The organism is Halarcobacter sp., assembly GCF_963676935.1.
Classification (GTDB): Bacteria; Campylobacterota; Campylobacteria; order Campylobacterales; family Arcobacteraceae; genus Halarcobacter.
Genome location: NZ_OY781470.1, coordinates 2310105 through 2330510, shown reverse-complemented (window position 1 = coordinate 2330510; position 20406 = coordinate 2310105). Strand labels below are relative to the sequence as shown.

At 27.5% G+C, this 20406-nt stretch carries 26 protein-coding genes; 23 read left to right on the top strand and 3 right to left on the bottom strand.

Annotated elements, in window-relative coordinates; all coding sequences use genetic code 11:
• Positions 1-22: 22 nt before the first annotated feature.
• The 11 genes from purE to rimM all read left to right on the top strand — a co-directional run bounded on the left by purE (position 23) and on the right by rimM (position 7630).
• The gene (gene purE / locus ACKU4C_RS11455) at positions 23-517 is read left to right on the top strand and encodes a 5-(carboxyamino)imidazole ribonucleotide mutase (RefSeq protein WP_321312103.1); all 495 of its coding nucleotides are present in this window, start codon (positions 23-25) and stop codon (positions 515-517) included.
• The gene (locus ACKU4C_RS11450; RefSeq protein WP_321312101.1) at positions 517-750 is read left to right on the top strand and encodes a glutaredoxin domain-containing protein; all 234 of its coding nucleotides are present in this window, start codon (positions 517-519) and stop codon (positions 748-750) included. Before purE ends, ACKU4C_RS11450 begins: the two co-directional genes overlap by 1 nt.
• A gap of 1 nt (position 751) precedes the next feature.
• A complete protein-coding gene (glyQ, locus tag ACKU4C_RS11445; RefSeq protein WP_321312099.1) occupies positions 752-1636 on the top strand; it encodes a glycine--tRNA ligase subunit alpha in 885 nt (294 codons plus the stop codon).
• A gap of 4 nt (positions 1637-1640) precedes the next feature.
• A complete protein-coding gene (locus tag ACKU4C_RS11440) occupies positions 1641-2396 on the top strand; it encodes a Nif3-like dinuclear metal center hexameric protein (RefSeq protein ID WP_321312097.1) in 756 nt (251 codons plus the stop codon).
• Complete coding sequence (locus ACKU4C_RS11435; protein ID WP_321312095.1) at positions 2389-3111, top strand: C4-type zinc ribbon domain-containing protein; 723 nt, start codon at positions 2389-2391, stop codon at positions 3109-3111. Before ACKU4C_RS11440 ends, ACKU4C_RS11435 begins: the two co-directional genes overlap by 8 nt.
• Complete coding sequence (waaA, locus tag ACKU4C_RS11430) at positions 3111-4256, top strand: lipid IV(A) 3-deoxy-D-manno-octulosonic acid transferase (RefSeq protein WP_321315878.1); 1146 nt, start codon at positions 3111-3113, stop codon at positions 4254-4256. Before ACKU4C_RS11435 ends, waaA begins: the two co-directional genes overlap by 1 nt.
• Positions 4256-5002 (top strand): RluA family pseudouridine synthase, encoded by a 747-nt coding sequence (locus ACKU4C_RS11425; RefSeq protein WP_321312094.1) that lies wholly within the window; start codon positions 4256-4258, stop codon positions 5000-5002. Before waaA ends, ACKU4C_RS11425 begins: the two co-directional genes overlap by 1 nt.
• 150 nt (positions 5003-5152) lie before the next feature.
• The gene (gene ffh / locus ACKU4C_RS11420) at positions 5153-6514 is read left to right on the top strand and encodes a signal recognition particle protein (RefSeq protein WP_321312092.1); all 1362 of its coding nucleotides are present in this window, start codon (positions 5153-5155) and stop codon (positions 6512-6514) included.
• An 82-nt stretch (positions 6515-6596) separates the two neighbouring features.
• A complete protein-coding gene (gene rpsP, locus ACKU4C_RS11415) occupies positions 6597-6827 on the top strand; it encodes a 30S ribosomal protein S16 (RefSeq protein ID WP_320034924.1) in 231 nt (76 codons plus the stop codon).
• A gap of 20 nt (positions 6828-6847) precedes the next feature.
• Complete coding sequence (locus ACKU4C_RS11410; RefSeq protein WP_321312089.1) at positions 6848-7087, top strand: KH domain-containing protein; 240 nt, start codon at positions 6848-6850, stop codon at positions 7085-7087.
• A gap of 9 nt (positions 7088-7096) precedes the next feature.
• Complete coding sequence (gene rimM, locus ACKU4C_RS11405; RefSeq protein ID WP_321312087.1) at positions 7097-7630, top strand: ribosome maturation factor RimM; 534 nt, start codon at positions 7097-7099, stop codon at positions 7628-7630.
• Positions 7631-7635: 5 nt separating this feature from the next.
• Here rimM and ACKU4C_RS11400 read toward each other — a convergent pair whose 3' ends face one another.
• The 3 genes from ACKU4C_RS11400 to flgG are packed head-to-tail and all read right to left on the bottom strand — an operon-like array spanning position 7636 to position 10067.
• Positions 7636-8820 (bottom strand): hypothetical protein, encoded by a 1185-nt coding sequence (locus tag ACKU4C_RS11400; RefSeq protein WP_321312086.1) that lies wholly within the window; start codon positions 8818-8820, stop codon positions 7636-7638.
• Positions 8821-8823: 3 nt separating this feature from the next.
• Complete coding sequence (locus ACKU4C_RS11395) at positions 8824-9258, bottom strand: hypothetical protein (protein WP_321312084.1); 435 nt, start codon at positions 9256-9258, stop codon at positions 8824-8826.
• Positions 9259-9278: 20 nt separating this feature from the next.
• A complete protein-coding gene (gene flgG, locus ACKU4C_RS11390) occupies positions 9279-10067 on the bottom strand; it encodes a flagellar basal-body rod protein FlgG (protein ID WP_321312082.1) in 789 nt (262 codons plus the stop codon).
• Positions 10068-10224: 157 nt separating this feature from the next.
• On the opposite strand from flgG, the gene ACKU4C_RS11385 reads away from it, so the two are divergent.
• The 12 genes from ACKU4C_RS11385 (at position 10225) to ACKU4C_RS11330 (ending at position 20405) form a co-directional block, all read left to right on the top strand.
• Positions 10225-10593, top strand: coding sequence for a response regulator (locus ACKU4C_RS11385; protein ID WP_321312080.1), 369 nt, complete (start codon positions 10225-10227; stop codon positions 10591-10593).
• 25 nt (positions 10594-10618) lie between these two features.
• Positions 10619-11713, top strand: coding sequence for a hypothetical protein (locus ACKU4C_RS11380; RefSeq protein ID WP_321312078.1), 1095 nt, complete (start codon positions 10619-10621; stop codon positions 11711-11713).
• A 10-nt stretch (positions 11714-11723) separates the two neighbouring features.
• Positions 11724-12449, top strand: coding sequence for a flagellar hook-basal body protein (locus tag ACKU4C_RS11375; protein WP_321312076.1), 726 nt, complete (start codon positions 11724-11726; stop codon positions 12447-12449).
• On the top strand, positions 12449-12859 hold the full coding sequence (gene flgB / locus ACKU4C_RS11370; protein WP_321312074.1) for a flagellar basal body rod protein FlgB: 411 nt from the start codon (positions 12449-12451) through the stop codon (positions 12857-12859). Before ACKU4C_RS11375 ends, flgB begins: the two co-directional genes overlap by 1 nt.
• 16 nt (positions 12860-12875) lie before the next feature.
• Positions 12876-14609, top strand: coding sequence for a flagellar basal-body MS-ring/collar protein FliF (gene fliF / locus ACKU4C_RS11365; protein WP_321312071.1), 1734 nt, complete (start codon positions 12876-12878; stop codon positions 14607-14609).
• Positions 14610-14620: 11 nt separating this feature from the next.
• Positions 14621-15625: a flagellar motor switch protein FliG gene (gene fliG / locus ACKU4C_RS11360; RefSeq protein ID WP_321312069.1), complete on the top strand. Its 1005-nt coding sequence runs from the start codon at positions 14621-14623 to the stop codon at positions 15623-15625.
• Positions 15625-16290 (top strand): FliH/SctL family protein, encoded by a 666-nt coding sequence (locus ACKU4C_RS11355; protein WP_321312067.1) that lies wholly within the window; start codon positions 15625-15627, stop codon positions 16288-16290. The genes fliG and ACKU4C_RS11355 overlap by 1 nt, the downstream gene beginning before the upstream one ends.
• A gap of 87 nt (positions 16291-16377) precedes the next feature.
• Entirely contained in the window at positions 16378-16665 is a 288-nt protein-coding gene (locus ACKU4C_RS11350; protein WP_321312065.1) for a FliM/FliN family flagellar motor switch protein, read from the top strand.
• A 47-nt stretch (positions 16666-16712) separates the two neighbouring features.
• A complete protein-coding gene (locus tag ACKU4C_RS11345; protein WP_321312062.1) occupies positions 16713-17042 on the top strand; it encodes a hypothetical protein in 330 nt (109 codons plus the stop codon).
• Complete coding sequence (locus ACKU4C_RS11340; RefSeq protein ID WP_321312060.1) at positions 17017-19050, top strand: tetratricopeptide repeat protein; 2034 nt, start codon at positions 17017-17019, stop codon at positions 19048-19050. The genes ACKU4C_RS11345 and ACKU4C_RS11340 overlap by 26 nt, the downstream gene beginning before the upstream one ends.
• A 99-nt stretch (positions 19051-19149) precedes the next feature.
• Positions 19150-19473, top strand: coding sequence for a flagellin (locus tag ACKU4C_RS11335; protein WP_321312059.1), 324 nt, complete (start codon positions 19150-19152; stop codon positions 19471-19473).
• Between the two features lie 26 nt (positions 19474-19499).
• A complete protein-coding gene (locus ACKU4C_RS11330) occupies positions 19500-20405 on the top strand; it encodes a FliM/FliN family flagellar motor switch protein (protein WP_321312056.1) in 906 nt (301 codons plus the stop codon).
• Position 20406 lies beyond the last annotated feature (1 nt).

The following is a 20406-nucleotide window of genomic DNA, read 5'->3' as shown; positions in this document are numbered from 1 at the left end:
ATTTTTAAAATAAGGATGATGTATGAATTTTGTATCTATTATAATGGGAAGTAAATCAGACTATGAAATTATGAAAAACTGTGCTGATACTTTTGAAAAGTTTGATGTTAAATATGAGATGATAATCTCTTCTGCACATAGAAGTCCAGAGAGAACTAAAAGTTATGTAAAAGAATCTGAAGAGAAAGGCGCAGTTGCATTTATTGCTGCTGCTGGTATGGCTGCACACTTAGCTGGTGCATTAGCTGCAACTACAACTAAACCTGTTATTGGAGTTCCAATGAAAGGTGGAGCTATGGATGGTATGGATGCAATGCTTTCAACTGTTCAGATGCCTTCAGGTATGCCTGTTGCAACAGTAGCACTTGGGAAAGCAGGGGCAGTTAATGCTGCATACTTAGCTATGCAAATTTTAGCTATTTCTGATAAAGAGTTAGCTGCTAAACTAAAAGAAGACAGAATGGTTAAATCAAAAGCTGTTGAGACTGATTCTGCTTCAATTGAAGTTAGATTATAATGAAGCAAGTTGCACTATTTACACTACCAAAATGTAAATGGTGCAATGAAGCTAAAGCTTATTTAAAAGCAAAAAAGATCAAATATAATCAAATTGATCTTTCCACAAATAAAAAAGCTTTAAACGATTGTAAAAAGCATGGCTGCAGTGGAGCGCCTGTAGTTTTAATAGAGAATCAGTGGATTTGTGGTTTTGACAAAAATAAAATTAATAAAGCATTAGGAATAAGATAAGATGGTAACATTCTCAGAAATTCTATTAAAATTACAACAATTTTGGGCAGAGCAAGGGTGTAATATAGTACAACCTTATGATATCCCAGCAGGTGCAGGGACTTTTCACCCTGCAACACTTTTAAGAAGTTTAGATTCAACTCCTTGGTCTACAGCATATGTAGCACCAAGTAGAAGACCAACAGATGGACGATATGGGGAAAATCCAAACAGACTAGGTGCATACTATCAATTTCAAGTTTTAATTAAACCTAGTCCAGATAATATTCAAGATTTATATTTAAAGTCGTTGGAGTTTTTAGGACTTGATTTAAGCAAACATGATGTTAGATTTGTAGAAGACAACTGGGAATCTCCAACTCTTGGAGCATGGGGACTTGGTTGGGAAGTTTGGCTAGATGGTATGGAAGTAACACAATTTACTTATTTTCAACAAGTAGGTGGTTTGGCTTGTGACCCTGTGGCAGTTGAGATTACTTATGGTACAGAAAGACTAGCAATGTATCTTCAAGGTGTTGATTCTGTTTATGATATTGTTTGGAATGAAAACCAATATGGTAAAACAACTTATGGAGATGTTCACAAAGAGAGTGAATATGAATTCTCAACATACAACTTTGAAGTAGCAAATACTGATATACTTTTTAGACATTTTGATGATGCTTTTAATGAGTGTAAAGTGTGTTTAGAAAAAGAGTTGCCACTTCCTGCCTATGATCAATGTATGATAGCTTCACACGCTTTTAATACACTTGATGCAAGAAAAGCTATTTCAGTAACTGAAAGACAAAATTATATTTTGAAAGTTAGAGAACTAGCACAAGGTTGTGCAGTTTTATATAAGAATCAAGAAGAAGATAGATTAAAAAGAATTGGTAGAAAGTAGTTTTATGAAACTAAAAGAGATTTATCAATTTTTAGATGAGTTATCACCTTTTGAATTACAAGAAAAGTGGGATAACTCAGGGCTTCTAGTTGGAAGCTTAGAAGATGAGATAAAACAAGTTTATATATCAATAGATTTAGATGAAGAAAACCTAGAGCAAGTTGAAGAAAACTCTTTGATTATTACTCATCATCCTTTAATATTTTCTGCTTTAAAAAAAGTAAATTATGATACATATAGTACAAAATTATTAAAAGTATTAATCAAAAAAAATATCGCATTAATTTCAATGCATACAAATATTGATAAAACACATTTAAATAAATATGTTGCAAAAGAGGTTTTAGGATTAGAAGTTGTTAATAGTGAAGAGTTTATTTGCTATGCAGATGTAAATGAAGATTTTTCAACATTTGCAAATAAAATTTCTAAAAAGCTAGGATTAGAATATATAAAATATGTAAAATGTAATGATAAGGTTAAAAGAGTTGCTTTAGTGACTGGTGCAGGAATGTCTTTAATAAACGAAGTTAATGCAGATTGCTTTTTAACTGGTGATATTAAATATCATGATGCAATGGATGCAAAAGTGCGAGGTATATCTTTAATAGATATAAGACACTACGAAAGTGAAAAGTACTTCTCTGTCCTATTAATGGGGCTTATAGAAGAATATTTGAAAAAAAATGAATTAAAAGCTATAATAACAGCTTCAAAAAATCCATTTAAGTTTTGTACACAAGGAGAAACGGTTGAATAAATATTTACAAGATTTGATAAAACTATCTAAGTATGATAGTGTTATTAGTATGTTTGAACCAAAAATTGAGAATGAAAAAGCAAAATTATCAACTTTTGTTGAGGTTGCAGAATCAATTAAGTCACAAATTAATGATACGTATGCGCAAATTGATGATGTTAAATCTAAAAGAACTAAAAACAATATCCACTTAGCAGAATTAAAAACTAAGTTAGAAGATATTGCTAAAAAGAATAATGAAATTACAAATGAAAAAGAGTTAAAAGCTTTACAACTTGAAGAAGAGATTGCAAAAGAGCAAATTTCATTTGCAAATGAAGAGATTATAAGATTAGATGAAATTGCAGTTGCAAAAGAGGAAGAGTTAAAAGAGCTTCAAGGAAAACTTACAGAAGAGGAAGAATCTATTAAAGAGATTCAAATTGCTGTAGATAATGCCATTGAAGAGATTAACCAAGAAAGAAATAAAGTGTCTCAAGAAAGAGGAGAGCTTTTAGAAAAGTTTGATAAGAAAATTTTAACATTTTATCAAAAAATTAGAAGATGGGCAAAAGATTCAGCTGTTGTACCTGTAAGAGATCAAGCATGTTATGGATGCTATATGAAAATTAACGACAAAACTTATTCGGAAGTTCTAAAATCTGAAGAGATTATTAACTGTCCTCATTGTGGAAGAATTTTATATAAAGAAGAAGAAACAACTGAAGAGGCTTAATATTGAGCCTCTTTAGTATAATTTATTATCTATTCGCTTTAATAATCTATATTTTAGCTTTACCCTTTTTATTAGTTAAATTAAAAAATCCAAAATATAAAGTTGCAATTCCTTCAAAATTTTTTTTAAAAGATAATTGTTCTTTTGAAAAAGAGGCAATATGGTTTCATACTTGTTCTATGGGAGAGACAAAAGCAATTAAGCCTTTAGTAGATGAGTTAGAAGAGGTAAATATTTCTGTAATAACAAATACAGGTTTTGAAGAGGCTAAGAAACTAACTTCAAATGTAAGATATTTACCTTTTGAAATATTTTTGCCTTTTTGGATAAATAAACAAAAAGCACTAGTGGTAATGGAAGCCGAACTTTGGTATATGCTTTTTTTGATTGCTAAAAATAAAGGTACTAAAACATATTTAATAAATGCAAGAATATCAGATAAGTCTTATGCATCATATAAGAAGTTTGCATTTTTTTATAAAAAAGTTTTTAAAAATATAGATAAAGTTTTTGCACAAACTAATATAGATAAAGAAAGACTTTTAGAACTAGGTGCAAATAATGTTGAAGTTATTGGAAATATAAAATTGGCTCAATTGCCAAAAGTTACTAAAGAGTTTAGGAAAGTAGATGATATCTTAATTACTGCTGGAAGTACTCATGAAAATGAGGAAAAATTAATATTAGATTCTTATTCAAGAAAATATGGGAAACTAGTAATTGTTCCAAGGCATCCTGAAAGATTTGATAAAGTAGATTTACTTATTAAAGATTATATAAAAAACAATAACTTAACTTATCATAGATTTTCTAATCAAGAAGATTTTAATTCTGATATAATTCTAGTAGATAAATTAGGTGAACTAAATAATATATATGCAGTATCTGATGTAGTTATATTAGGTGGAGCATTTGAAAAAATTGGTGGTCATAATCCTGTTGAACCAGCATTCTTCGGATGTAAACTAATTAGTGGAGAAAATATATTTAATCAAAAATCACTTTTTGAGTGTGTAAATGATTACAAAATAGTAAAAAATGATGAATTAAAAGAGTGTTTAGAAAGTTTAAAAGATTTAAAAAACTCTTCTTTAGTTCAAGAGGGCGATATAAAGCCAATAATTGATGAATTAAAAGGTATATAATGCAGTACGATAAAGCTTATAAGGTTTTAGCAAAACAAGAGGGTATCTCTAACTCAAAAGCAAAAGAATTAATAGATAAAGGCTTAGTTAGAGCACAAGGTAAAAAAGTGATGATTGCAAGAGGTGAGATTCCTACTGATACTAAATTTAGTGTAAAAGAGATGGCTAGTATAAAAGTTATATTTCAAGATGATGATATCTTGGCTTTAGATAAACCATGCTTTATGACAAGTGATGAAGTAGCACGTAAATATCCTAAATATATAATGTTAAATAGACTAGATAAAGAAACAAGCGGTGTAATGCTTTTTGCAAAAAATGAAGAGTTTCAGAAAAAAGCAATTAAAGAGTTTAAAGATAACAATGTATATAAAGAGTATGTAGCAATAGTTGATGGGAAAGTTATTGAAACAATTGAAATTGATAAACCAATTTTAACTACAAAAGATAGAGGAATGGCAAAATCTAAAGTTGATAAAAAGGGTAAATCTGCAAAATCAACAATTTATCCAATGTTAGTTGAGGGGAACAAATCAAAAGTAAAAGTTGTTATTGATACAGGAAGAACACATCAAATTAGAGTACATCTAAATTATGCTGGTTTTCCAATTATAGGTGATGCAATATATGGGAAACCTGCATCTAATATAAATAGAGTTTTACTACATTCTAAAAAAACTAAAATTTTTGATTATAGCTTTGAAGCTGCAGAGCCAAGAGAATTCAAAGTGTATGATTTTAATTAATATTTAAGCTTTTTTAAAAATAGAAAGTCCGAAAAATGGGCTTTCTAAAAAACACAAAAATTAAATCTAACTTAACCATATGCCTTTTTAAACTACATTAAAGGATTTAATAGATAAAATCCACAAAATTTAAAAATTATGGAGATAGTTTTGTTTGATTCAATAACCGGTTCGATAAAAAATGCAGTAAATAAAATTAGACACAAAGATGATATTGCTTCATTAAAAAAAGCAATTACAGAATTAAAAAAATCACTTTTAAAAGCTGATGTACATCATAAAACTACAAAAGAACTTGTAACTGCAATTGAACTAGAAACAAAAAAGAATGGTATTGGACAAAATTCATTTTTAAATGCTTTAAAAGATGAATTAACAAACGTATTAACAACAAGCGGAAATCAAGGTTTTGTTTTCTCAAATACTCCTCCAACAGTAATATTAATGACTGGACTTCAAGGTTCAGGTAAAACAACTACAACAGGTAAATTAGCAAATTATTTAAAACTTAGAAAGAAAAAAGTTTTAGTTGCTGCTGCCGATTTACAAAGATTAGCAGCAGTTGAACAGTTAAAACAGATTGCAACACAAATTGAAGTAGATATATATTTTGATGATAATGAAAAAGATCCTGTGAAAATTGCAACTGCAGCAAAAGAAAAAGCAAGAAAAGAACTTTATGATGTACTTTTAATAGATACAGCTGGACGTTTAGCAATTGATGAAGAATTAATGGCTCAATTACATGAAGTAAAAGAAGCAGTAAATCCAAATGAAATTTTTTATGTAGCAGATTCATTAACAGGGCATGACGCAACTAAAACTGCTACATCTTTTAAAGAACAGATTGGAATTGATGGTGTTATTTTATCAAAATATGATGGTGATACTAAAGGTGGAGTTGCTATCTCTATTGCACATCAAGTTGGTGTTCCATTAAGATTTATTGGTATTGGTGAAAAGATGCCAGATCTTGAAGTGTTTATCCCTGATAGAATTGTTTCTAGGCTTATGGGAGCAGGGGATATAGAAGGTCTTGCTGAAAAAACTGCAGCAGTTATTGATGAGAAAAAAGCAAAAGAAGTAACTAAAAAGATAAAAAAAGGTGAATTTAACTTTAATGACTTTTTAGAACAATTAGCAATGATGAGTAAGTTAGGGTCAATGAAATCTATTATTGGTATGATTCCAGGTTTATCACAAATGGCTGGCCCATTAAAAGATATGGACTTTGAAAACTCTGATGAGATAAAAAGAATTAAAGCGTTAATTGGTTCAATGACTCCAAAAGAGAGAGAAACACCAAGTTTAATGAATCCTTCAAGAAAGAAAAGAATTGCAAAAGGTTCTGGACTTTCAGAAGCTCAAATTAATAAAATCTTGAAACAATTTAAAAATGCATCAAAGATGGCTAAAAAACTTTCATCAAAAGGTGGAATGAAAGGCCTTCAGAATATGATGAGTCAAATGCAAGGTCAAGGTGGTCCTGGAGGGCTTAATTTACCTAAATAGGTAACAATTTAATTAGTATTGAGTTGTAAACTTTTTAGAGTTTAGAATTCAATACTAAAAGATAAAATAAAAGGAAAAGAAAATGACAGTAATTAGATTAACAAGAATGGGAAGAAACAAAAAACCATTTTATAGAATAGTTGTAACAGACTCAAGAAAAAGAAGAGATTCAGGTTGGATTGAATCAATTGGTTACTTTAATCCAGTATCTGAGCCAAAAGTATTAAAGCTTGATGAAGAAAGATATAACTATTGGTTAAGTGTTGGTGCAAAACCATCAGAAAAAGTTAAAAAATTAGCATCACAAAAGTAATTATATAATACAATAACAACATGATTACAAATTTTATAGAAAGTTACGCAAAACTTATTGTTAGTAAGCCTGATGAGGTATCATTATCAACGAATAAAGTAGATGAAACATTTACAGAGATTACAATCAAAGCTAATAGTGCTGATATTGGTAAACTTATTGGTAAGAATGGTAATATGATTAATGCCTTAAAAACCATGGCTAATGGTTGTAAGGCTAAAGATGGTGTTTCTTACAAAATACAAGTACTTGCTAACTAACTTTCGCTAATGAATAACAAAATATATGTTGCTAAGCTAGGAAAAGCAGTAGGATTAAAAGGTCACTTAAGACTTTTTATTGATTCTGACTTTCCTGAGCAATTTAAAAAAAACACTATTTTTACTACAAATAGAAAATTGCAATTAAAAGTACAAGAATACAACTCTTCAAGAGAACTAATCAAATTTGAGGGTTACGATGATGTAGATATTGCAAAAAAACTTACAAATCAAGAATTATATGTTACTGCTGAACAAACTAAAGAGTCTTGTAAATTAGAAAAAGATGAATATTTTTGGTTTGATATTATAGATTGTAAAATAATTGAAGCAGATAAAACTCTTGGAATTGTAAAAGATATTCATAGATTTCCATTAGATGATTATTTGGAAATTGCTACTGATAAAAATTTAGTTGAAGAATTAAAACTTTCTAAAACTTTTTTAATACCTTACAATGTTGAACATTATATTATTGATGTTAATATCGATAAAAAAGTTATTGAAACTAAAAATTGTTTTGAAATATTAGAAAACTCATAAGTCTTCTAATAATCACATCTCTTTTTATACTCTTCTTCAGTAAAATCAACTAAATAAGCTTGTTTAAACCCATTTTCAATAAGTGAGTTAAAGACCTTTTCACGCTCAGTTTCTGATTGGTAAGGTCCAAAATATATCTCAATTCTATTTTTCATATCTCTACACAAAGAAAGTTTTTTATCATATTTCTCAACTTTATCAAGATAAGATTTATATAAGTTTCCTTTTATTGTAGCCACATTAATAAAAGATAAAAATGTTTTATATTGTTCATTATTATCTATAACATTATTAGTTGTATCTTCAGTTATTTCTGTTTGATTTGAAGAAGGAAGCTCATCTTTTGATAAATCTCTTTGAGGTACATTTACAATCTTTCCTGAACTGATATTTTGCATTTTTTCTTCAAGTTCTTTTTTTGCTTGTTCTTGAAGTTTTATAAATTCATCTTGTTGCTTTTTTATCTCTTCTTGATGTTTAAGAAGTTCATCTTTTTCAGCTTGTATTTTTGCTAATTGATTTGCTAATTTTAACTCTTCTTGTTTTTTCTTCTCTTCTAAAGCTTTCTTTTGTTCTTCTTCTTTTCTTTTTTTCTCTTCAGCAATTCTTTTTTCTTCTGCTTCAAGCTCATCTTTGCTCATTATCTCTTTTTTTGTAAGCATAGTAAGTTTTTTATTTAATTCATTTTTATCAATCTCTTTTTCATTAAAAACTATGTCTGGAACAACTTTTTTAGTTTCTACTTTTGTTGCAGGTTTAACTTCTTCTGGGTCAAAATATCCTATGAAATAAAGTATTAGTCCAATTATAAGTACAGAAAAAAGTAATACAGCTATTGCCATAAGAATCTTAAAAATTTTTGGTTGTTTTTTCTGAATAGTTAATTCTTCTTCCTCTTTTTCTTTTGAACCATCATTTTCTAGTTCTTTTTCATAATCTTTGTCTTCATTCTCAATTATATTTTGTTTTTTATTTTCAATATTTTCTTCTTTTTTTTCTGAGGCATTATCTGTATTGTTTTCGTTTTCTTTTTTCTCTTCTTCTTTTGGTTCATTATCAACAGGTTTAAGTGTATCACTATTTGATGATTCATTATCTAATGAAAGGTGAGCTAGTACCTCTTCATCACTTATTTTTGATTCTAAGCCTTCTTCTTCTTTTACTATTTCTTCATCACTTTTATCAGCCATTTTTTACTCTTCTTTTTGATTATTTCTTCTTAATTTTTGTTTTTCTAATATCTTTTCTCTATTCTTTTTATAATACTCTTTTCTATAGTTTTTTAATTCTTCTTTTTTCTTTTCTCTATATACTTTGTCGTATTCTAATCTTTTTTCTCTATTTTTTTGATAGTAAGACTGTTTTTTTTCTTTATATTCCTCTATTTTTAATAGGATTTGTTCTTTTCTATCATCAACATGAGCTTTTTGTTTTTTTGCAATTAATTTTATATTTTTTGCAAAATTTTCACTATTTAGTTCTTGAGAATAATCAATTTCTTTATAGTTTTTATATTTTGTTGGTGTATCTTTATCTTTACTTTTTAAGTAATATTCTCTTTTTTTCTTTTTATGCTTAGCAAAGTTTGCTTCACGAAGCTTTTTTAACTCTTCTAGTTTAACAGACATGAGTCATTAATTTAGATTAATTATCTTTTTAATTGATTAACAATACTTAGCATATCATCAGAAGTAGTTATCGCTTTTGAGTTAGCTTCATATGCTCTTTGTGCTGTAATTAAATCAACCATTTCATTAACTAGTTTAACATTTGACAATTCAACCATTCCTTGTTTTAATGAACCAAATTGTTCTTCAGATGGTACACCTTCAATTGGATCCCCTGATGCTTCACTAGCAAGATATAAAGATTCACCTAAAGGTGTTAATCCTGCAGGATTGATAAAATCAACAGTAGTAATCTGTCCTAAGTTTGTTACATCTCCAGTTGCAGGGTCTTCAGCAGTAACAGTTCCATCATTTGCTATTGTTAATTCTACTAAATTTTCTGGAACTGTTATTTGTGGTTCAAGCATGTAACCATTACCATTTACAATATTTCCTTCATTGTCAAGTTTAAAGGCGCCACCACGTGAGTATGCTATCTCTCCATTAGGCATTGTTATTTGGAAAAAACCTTTCCCTTCAATTGCTATATCAAGAGTATTAGAGGTGTTTTTTAAATCACCTTCTAAGAAGTTTTTTTGGATACCAGATATTCTAACTCCCAATCCTACATCAATTCCAGTTGGATTTGTTGTGATTTCAGAAGTTTGACCTGCTGTATAGTTTAAACTTTCATACATTAAGTCTTGAAATTCAGCTCTGTCTTGTTTAAATCCCATAGTGTTTACATTCGAAATGTTGTTAGAAGTTACGTCTATTTGATTTTGCATTGCATTCATACCAGTTGCTGCTGTATATAAACCTCTTATCATGGTAATCCTTATTTTTGTAATCTAAAATAATTATATTTAAAGAATTTTTAAAGTTAGATAAATTGGTTACTCTAAATTATTATTTATTAAGTATAAATTTAAAACAAATCATATATAATATAAGGATTTTGAATACAGATTTAAAAAAGGTAATAATATGAAGATTTTAATAGTTGACGATAGCTCTACTATGAGAAGAATTATTGGTAACGTTGTCATGCAACTTGGTTATGCTAAAGATGATTTTGATGAAGCTGAAGATGGTGTAAAAGCATGGAAATTATTAAGTGAATCTCAATACGATATAATATTAACAGATTGGAATATGCCAAATATGAATGGTTTAGAGTTAGTTAAAAAAGTTAGGTCTGAGGGTAACCATCAAAAAGTTCCTATCATTATGATTACAACTGAAGGTGGTAAAAATGAGGTTATTACAGCACTTAAAGCTGGTGTAAATAACTATATTGTTAAACCTTTTAATGCTGAAGTGTTAAAAGAGAAACTTGATGGGGTTCTGAAATAGTTAAAATATCTAAAAGGTGTAGATTATGAGTATGAGTCAAGAAGAGATTGAGTCTTTGATGAATGGTTTAGATTTTGAAGGTGATAGTTCATCTACAGAATCAGAAGAGGAAAAGACTGAACCTCAAGGCAATATGTCAGAAGATGATATTAATGAGTTAATAGCACAAACTGAAGATATTGTTAGTAATGAAAGTAATGATGAAAAAGATGAATCTGTTGAAGATATTTTAAATAATATTGAAAACATTGATACTCCTGAAGATAATACTTCAGAAGAAACAAATATTGATGATATAATAAAAGAACTTGAAACTAATGAAGCAGTTGAAGAGACTGAAGATGTAATTAGTGAAAGTCAAGTTGCTCAAGTAGAAAAAAGTTCTGATACTTATAATACAACTGAAGAGAATGCCGATGAACCAACTATAGAAGAAACTATTGCAGCTTCAAATGAAAATATAAATTCAGATAATATTGATGATCTTCTATCATCTATTGATGGAATTGTCGATGATGATATTCCTTCTGCTGAAGAGTTAACTAAAGATGAGAAAGATGATATAGATACGAAAATCAATTCGGGAGTTTTTCCTCTACCTGTAGATGAAGATACAAAAGTCGTAAATCAATTAAGTGCTGTTGCTAATGATTCTGAAGAAAAAGCTACAAAAATATTTGATGTTTTAAGTAATATATTAGATTATAATAATGCAATTCAAAATGATGTTAAAGCATTAAATGAATTTAATGAAAAACAAGTTTTAATGTTAAATTCATTAAGTTTTAAATTTCCAAATATTGAAATTTTTAAACAAAATTTAGAACATGCAAATCAAATGAGTGAATATATTAATGATGTTAATTCTAAATTAAATGATGGAAATACAGAGATTTTTCAAGCTATGGAATTGATGCAATATCATGATATTAATAGACAAAAAATCGAAAGAGTTATGTCTGTAATAAGAAAATTAACTGTATATTTAAATAATTTATTTGAAGATCAAGGTAATCATCAAGAAGTTGCTGTAGCAAAACATATTTCAGGAGATAAAAATACTGAAGATTTAATGGCAAATGATGATTTAGAGGCATTAATTTCAGAGTTTAATAAATAAAGGAGAAAAAATGAATCAAGGTACTTATCCACTAGCTGCTTCAATGATAAATCAAATCAATAGAATTGATATGATATCTAACAATTTAGCTAATACTAATACTCACGGTTTTAAACAAGAAGATAGTACTGAGGGTTCATTTAATTATTATTTACAAAGAGCTCAAATGGAAGGTTTTACTCCTACTAAAATAAATGAAGTTACTAATACAGTTCCTAAAATGGATTCGAAATTTATTAATAGTGAACAAGGTGTAATTATGCCTACTGGTAATGCTTTAGATTTTGCATTAAGCGATTCTAATACTTTTTTTAAAATACAAGATAGTAGTGGGGATATTGTTTACACAAGAGATGGGGCATTTAAAAATTTAAATGGTTTTTTAGTTGATTCAAATGGACAATTTGTATTAAGCAATGACAATGAACCTATTGAACTTGGAGAAGATGGTTTTGAAAATCAAATCTCTGTTACAAGAATTGATTTTGAAGAACTTGAAAAATATAAAGATAATAATTTTAAATTAAAAGAGAATGGACAAATAACTGAACAATTAGAGAATAATGATGGTCAATTAGTACAAGGTGCAATTGAAAAATCAAATGTTAATTCAGTATCTACAATGGTTGCTTTAATTGATGCTCATAGAAGATTTGAACAAGCACAAAAAGCAGTAAAAACTATTGATGAATTGAATGGAAACTTAATAGAAAAAATAGGGAATAATACTAAATAATGAAGGCAAGTGGCGTAACAGACTTATTATTTGAACAATTAAGTTTTAGAGGTGATAGACAAAAGGTTATTTCAAGCAATATTGCAAATATTAATACTCCTAATTATAAAACAAAAGAGTTAGTGTTTCAAGATGAACTTAAAAAAGTTGATGATAGTAAAAATTTAGCTTTGAAAACAACAAATTCTATGCATATCAGTGCAACTTCAACAAATCAATCAACAAATGATAAATCAAGACTAATTGAAGTAAAAGGTTTAGAAGAACAAAATGATGGAAATAATGTAAATTTAGATAAACAGATGAGTGAAATGTCAAAAAATAAAGTAATTTTTGATGCATTGCAATCCTCTATAAAAAAAGATTCAGCTTTATTTAAATCTGTAATCCAAGCATCACAAAAAAATTAATTAGGATATTTATTATATGGATCAACTCTTAAAGTTTATAAACAATTTAAATTCTGCACAAAGAGCTGTAATTATCGGTGGTTTTTCAATACTTTTTATATTATTAATTGCTTTATTAGTTTATTCAAATATAAAAGCACAAGATAAAAAATTAAATTATACTATTGCATCTAATTTAACAAAAAACCAAGTAATGTTAGCTTCAAATGAGTTAGAGGCTTCAGGTATAGAGTTTGCAGTAATTGGAAGTGGAGATAATTTAACACTTAAAACTTCAAAAGATTTTATTAATATTGCAAAAATTAAATTAGTTACAAGTGAAGCTTCAACTAGTAATCATGTTGGGTGGGAAATATTTGAAAAATCATCACTTGGAACAACAAATTTTGAAAATAAAGTTAAATATTTAAGAGCCTTAGAAGGGGAATTATCAAGGTCTCTTGAATCTTTATCAGGAGTTTTACGAGCAAGTGTTAAAATTGCTATTCCTAAAGAGACAATTTTTACAGAAAGAAAAATAGATCCAACTGCATCTGCTGTGATTTCAATGAAACCAGGAGTTTTTTTAACACAAAAACAAATAGATGGAATTAAGAACTTTATTGCATCAGCCGTTTCAAACCTAAAAGTTGAAAACATTCAATTAATTGATCAAGATGGTGCACTACTTCAAATGTCTTCAGATGATTTAGATAATCAAAAATCACTTGCACAAAATAAATATAAATTAAAGCTTGAAGAGGATTATGAAGATAAAATTGTGGCACTTTTAGAGCCATTTGTTGGAGTGGGAAGAGTTGTTGCAAGAGTTTCTCTTGATTTAGATTTTAAAAAAAGACATATTCAACAAGAGATATATGACCCTGAAGGGACAATTAGAAGTCAACAAACTGATGAACTTGAAAGTAGTTCAATTGGTGGAAATAATGGTACAGGTGGAACTGCTGGAGTTGATAATAATATACAAGAACCAGATTCTGCAAATGGTAATGGAAATGGTCAATCAAATACTGTTTCAACAAAAAATATTACAAATTATGAAATTTCAAAAAAAGTAATTGATGAAAAAAATAATAATTATTCATCTATAAAGAGAGTTACTGCTGCTGTTACATTTGACTCAACTGTTTTAGCCGATGTAGAAAATAGAGATGAATTTTTAGCTTCAATTGAATCAGTAGTACAAGATACTATTGGTTATGATGAAAAGCGTGGCGATAAAATAACAGTTAGGGATTTTAAATTTATTGGATTAAAATCTGTAAATGCTTCAGGTACTCAAGTTGATGAAAATGGAAATCCTATTGTAGCTAGTGGAGATAATGGTGTAGATACTTTCTCTATGATAAGATCAATTCTAAAAGACTTTTCAGAATATATTCAATATTTAATTGCAGCAATTTTATTATATGTATTTTATAAAAAATTTATTGTTAATCATGAAGTTGTTATCATTGGAGATAATAAAGGTAAAAAACTTGATAAAGATGGAAAGCCTATAGATGAAGAATTAGTCAATGATTTTATGTCTAATTATGAAGATGAATTTGATTCTTCAACAGCACAAGGAAGATTAAAAGCAAAAGTAAAAAGTCAAATCTTAAATAATATAGAAGGTTTAGATGAAGAGAGTGCAGCTAAGTATGAGGTTTTAATTGAAACTTTAGATAAAGAGATAAATAATAGTCCAGCTGATATAGCAAAAATGATTGAATTGCTATTGACAGAGGGAAGTGGTAAATTTAAATAAGGATTTAGTGTATGGCTGAAATAAAAGATATATTAAAAGGAATGGGGATGCTTGAAAAAGTTGCCCATTTCTGTGTATTAATAGGCGAAGAAGCTACAGTTAAAATATTTCAACATCTACCTAAACACTTAGTTGAAGAAATTTCTACTGCTATTACTATGATTAATTCTATAGATAAAGAGACCTCTTTAGCTATTTTAGAAGAGTTTCATCTATTTACAAAATCAAAAGCATTTATTAGCTCAGGTGGTTATGATTATGCAAAAGATATTTTATATAAATCTATGGGAAAAGCAGAGGCTGATGAAGTTTTAGCAAAACTTTCAAGAATGAAGTTAGCTTCTCAATCTTTTGCTTATTTGGATGCTATTAATCCAAAGCAATTATCAGATTTTATTAAGGATGAATCACCTCAAACTATTGCAGTAATATTGTCACATATGGAAGCGCATAAAGCTGCAGATGTTTTGGTACAACTTGATGAAGATGTAAAAGTAAAAGTGACTATGCAAATGGCTACTATTAAAGATGTTTCTCCTGATGTTGTAAGAACAATTTCAGTAGTTCTTGAAAGAAAATTAGAATCACTATTATCATCTATTGTAGATGTTGGTGGAGTTAAAGTTGTCGCTGATATGTTAAATAGATTAGGACCTAGATCTCAAGATATACTAAAAAATATCAATGGGGTTGATACTTCTCTTGCTACAAAAATCAAAGAAAATATGTTTGTATTTGAAGATTTATTAAATTTAGATCCAGAATATATTATGAAAATCTTACAAAATGTAGATACTGCTGATGTAGCAGTAGCTATGAAAAATGCAACTGAAGAAGATATGTTAAAAGTTACAAATTCAATGTCACAAAGAGCAAGTGATAGATTTAAAGAAGAGTTTGAAATGCTTACAAAAGTTAAGATTAAAGATATTGAAGCTGCACAAAGAAAAATGTTAGATGTTGCCCAAAAGATGATAGAAGAGGGTGTAATTGATAGAGATATGGATGAACAATAATGGAAAAAAATAATGTCTACTCAACAGCAAAAATAGTAAATGGTAATGATACTGTTGAAAATTATCAATTAGGAACATTTATTCAAAATAGTACTAATGACGATAATCTATCTACACCTGGCCAAGCGGTGTTGAATGATAGAGAAATAAATGGAAATATTGATCCTTTATTAAATGAAGTTAGGGCTTTATCTTCTCAAATAAATCAAATGAATCAAAAAATAACAAATATAGAAAATGGTGGGCTTACATCAAAAGAGCTTGATGCACAAGTTGTACAAGCTATTAAAGATTTAAAACATTATGCAAACTTTTTTGAGCAAGCTACTTTTCAAATGGAATCAAAACTTCTTAAAACTTCTATCTCTATTGCCCAAAAAATTATTTCAATTGAGATAGGAGAAAATTCTACAAAGATTGCTAAAGAAACAATTATACATCTTTTAGACAAGATTAAAAATGCATCAAAAGTTAAGATACATTTAAATCCAAAAGATTATGAGATTTTAAAAAATGAGTTAAATTTAGAAAATTTTATTCAATTAGTTGAAGATGTAAACGTAACAGCAGGTGGAGTTGTAATAGCTAGTGATTTAGGAAATTTTGATGGAAACATTGAGGCAAAAGTAAGTTCAATGTTAGAATCATTGGATTTAGTTTTATAATAAGTTATTATTATTTCAATTATAAAAATAATTTTAAATAACGTTTTGTTATGATATAATGAAAAAATTTAGGATAAAGTGTTTAATATGGAAATTACTGAACGAGATTACGATTTATTAGTTGATACTCAAATTGTAGTTGATGTAATGTTAGGAAGTACAAATATCACAATTAAAGAGTTTCTTGATTTAAGTGCTGGAGATATTATATCACTAAATAAACCTGCTGGAACTGGTGGAGATATTTATGTAAATAAAAGAATCATAGGAACTGGTGACATAATAGTTATGGATGAAAAACTAGCTGTTAGAGTACAAGAGGCAATGGATTCTGATAACGTTGTTAGATATTTCTTCGAAGAAAATATGTTATAAAACAAAAAATTATTGAAATATTTATTTAAAATTAGAAAAGGAAAAGTTTGGATAATTTTTTACTTATAGTTATTATTGGTGTATTACTTTTATATTTCTTTTCAAGTGCAAATGTTTATAAATCTTTATATAGAAAAGTGAATGAAGAAAAAGATATTATTGATGAAGAGAATAAAAAACTTCAAACAATTATTGATAGGTATGAAAAACAAGTACAAGTTAGTGCTGGTACACTTAAAAATAATCAAGATAATTTAAGAGTAGCAAGAGATGATTTACAAAAGTTAAGACTTGAAAATACTGAATTAAAGCATCAGTTAGAATCTTTAGAAAAAAGAGCAGAAGAACTTTATGCGCAAGTTAATACAATGGTTTAATAATAAATTGAAACTATTAGTATTATTACTACTTAGTGTTTCTTTTTTTTCTATAAATATTCAAGCCAATCAAGATGCAATTGATTCTCAGCCTGAAATTCTTTTTAAATATGATAAATTAAAAGAATCACAGGAAAAATTCAAACTACAAGTCGATTTCAATAAAGCAATTTTACTTTTAGAAAGAGAAGAGTATTTAAAAGCAATAAAAATATTTAAAAAAACTTCCCAAATTTTAAAGATTCCTTCGTTTTTAAATATAGGAATTGCTTATTTTAAAATGAACCAAATAGAAAATGCAAGTTTATATTTAAACAATATATATGAATATAAAGAGGCTGCTTCAACTAATACTTATTCATATATCTCAGCATGTTTTTATCTTTATCAAATAAACAAAGAGAGAAAATATTTAGAAACCATTGTAGATGTTACAAAAAAATATAGAGATTTAACTGAACACTCAAAAAGATTATTGTCAGATACTTTAATTATATTAAAAGATTATGAAAAAGCACTAGATATTCTTAATTCTATGGAGTTTCCAATGGAATTAAAAAAAGCTATGTTATATATGAAAATGCAAGATTTTGAAAGTGCTGAGAGACATCTAGAAAAAGAAAAAAATACTACATTAAATCAAGAAAAGAAAAATTTAATACTTTGGCTTATGGTTTTTAGAGATTTAAAATCAAATGAATTAACAAAACTAAAAGAGCATTTAGATGAGATAAAAGAGATAAAAGATTATTTTAAAGTTAATCTTGAATACCCTTTAGAAATATTTTTTAATAAACATAAATATACAACAAAAGAGTATTTAAATTCAATTACAAAATTCAGTGAAGAGAGAAAAATAGATTTTATTTTTTATTTTGCACCATTTATTTTCTCTGATTATGAAGAGATTATGTATGATATATCAAAAGGTTTTATTTTTAAAAATAAACAAAATGTACAAAGCCTAGAAGATATGGTTAAATATAATGCAAAATTTATTGATATAATAAAAGAAGACCCAATAATTAGAGTTACTAAATTAAAAAATCTTATTAATGATGATTCTAATTCTTATGTTTACTACAATTTAGCTTTATGTTATGCACAAATAAATGATTTTCACAATGCATATAAGAATTTTTCTAAAGCTTACAAACTAAACCCTGGTAATAAGTTATATGCAGTTATGACAATAATTTCAGCTAATAAAATCAACGAAAAAATAAAAGATTTGGCTTACATGGAACAAAATATAAAATCAAAAGATGGAATGTACAAATATTTTGGTCAAATATTATATAAAAATTTTGTAGATGAAAAATTCAATGTAGAATTTGAACCTTTAACTTTTAGAGATACTATTTTTTATAGAAGTATTAATTTTTTGGTTGATATGGAAAATGATAGATTAAGTTTAGATAACCAATTATTTATAGAAAACTATAAAGATCCTTTAGTTTATTTAATGAAATTATCTATGCGAAGAGAAGGTGAAAATGATTATATGTATTTTTCTAGATTGCAAGATAATACACCTTTGAAAATCAATAATAATTTCTTAGAAGGGCCTCTTGTAATAACTAAATATTATATTGATTTACTAAAAGCTATAGGCTTATTTTATAAAGCTGATTTAACTGTTGGTAGTAAACAAAAAAGTCCTTCATATTTAAGAACAAAAGCTTTAAGAGAATTACATGAACATAATCCTAAAGCGACATTAAAAATATTAGAATCACTTCAAAAAAAATATAAATTGGAAGATAAATATACAATGTATTTGATTGTTGCTGCTTTATTAGAGGCTGGAAGGTATAATGATGCTTCCTTACAAATCTCACTTATAAAAGCAGTTTTAAATGATCCAAGTGCAGATTTTTTAACTGGTGTACAGTTAATTCAAGAATTAAAACTTTCAAGTCTTAGCCAATATTTTTACCAACCATATTTAGATGATCTAATTGATTTTAGGTTAAATAATTTTGATTTATTATTAGAATCCTTATAATTAAGAATTATTATTTTTCTTATTTTTTTATATTTCTATTCATATTTAATTTTTTTTTGCTATAATAAGTAAACTCTATACTTTCATAAGGAGGGTATCATGGAATTAGGTAAAGTTGCAGAAATTGATAATGCAAAAGTTAATCATATTGAAAAAGTAAAATCTGTTCAAGAAGTTGACGATAAAGAAAAGATTGTTGATAATGAACAACACAAGAAAATTATTGGTTCTACTCAAGAAAATGAAATAAATGAAGTTATTCTGGACAATGTAAAATTTGGTTATAACAAAAATTCTAAAGATCTTTTCGTAAAAGTTACTAGAGGTGATACTGAGTACAAATATCCTACAGAAGATATGATGAGAGTTAAAGCTCAGTTATTAAGTGAAATGGAAAAAGCACAAAGAGAACAAAATAATTAATAAAATATATTTCAAAGGGTTAGTTTTTGGCATCTGATTTATCAAGTTTTTTAAAAGATGAATTAGCTAATACATTAGAACAACTTCTTTCAAAAAGTGTCTCAATTGATTCTGTAAGTAAGTTGGATGTAGATAGTTTAGATGATTCACAATGTATAGATATAGCTGTAAAATTTGATTTTGCAGATATTTCATCAAGCTGGAGTTTTTTTATTCCTACAATAACAGCAACAAAGTTTGAATTCTTTATGTTAGGTGGGATGGGTGATTTAAAAGAACATATTGATGATGAAATTATTGATGCAGTAAATGAAATTATCTCAAATGTATGTGGTAGCTTATGTACAACAGTAAATGCACAAGGTTTTCCTGATATAAACTCTATAAAATCTGAAGTTGTTAATTCCTCAATAAAAGATTGTAAAAGTTTAGATTCTATTCCTCATGGTTATTTTTTTGATTTGACTATGGATGGAGAAAAACTTCCTATTTTTATCTCTTTTGATGATTTAGCTTTACCTTACTTTAATGAAATTACAGGTGGAGAAGGACAAAATACTGCTACAATTCAACCAGCTTCAACTCCCCCTCCTATAAACAATACTCAAGCTTCTAGTGTAAGTTCAAGCTCTCAGATGGGCATTAGTTCTTTATTATCAGAAGATGCAGCACAAAATTTACAACTTTTATTTGATATTAAATTAAAACTTAGTGTTAGACTAGGAACTAAGAATTTTCTTTTAAAAGATATTTTAAGATGGGATATTGGTGAGATTATTGAATTAGAACAAATGGTAAATGAACCTTTAGATATTTTAGTAAATGGTGTAAAAATAGGTGAAGGTGAAGCTGTAATTGTAGAAGGAAAATTTGGTCTTAAAATTAAAAATATTGGAAATGACTCTGCCAAACTTAGTCATATAGGATTGTGAT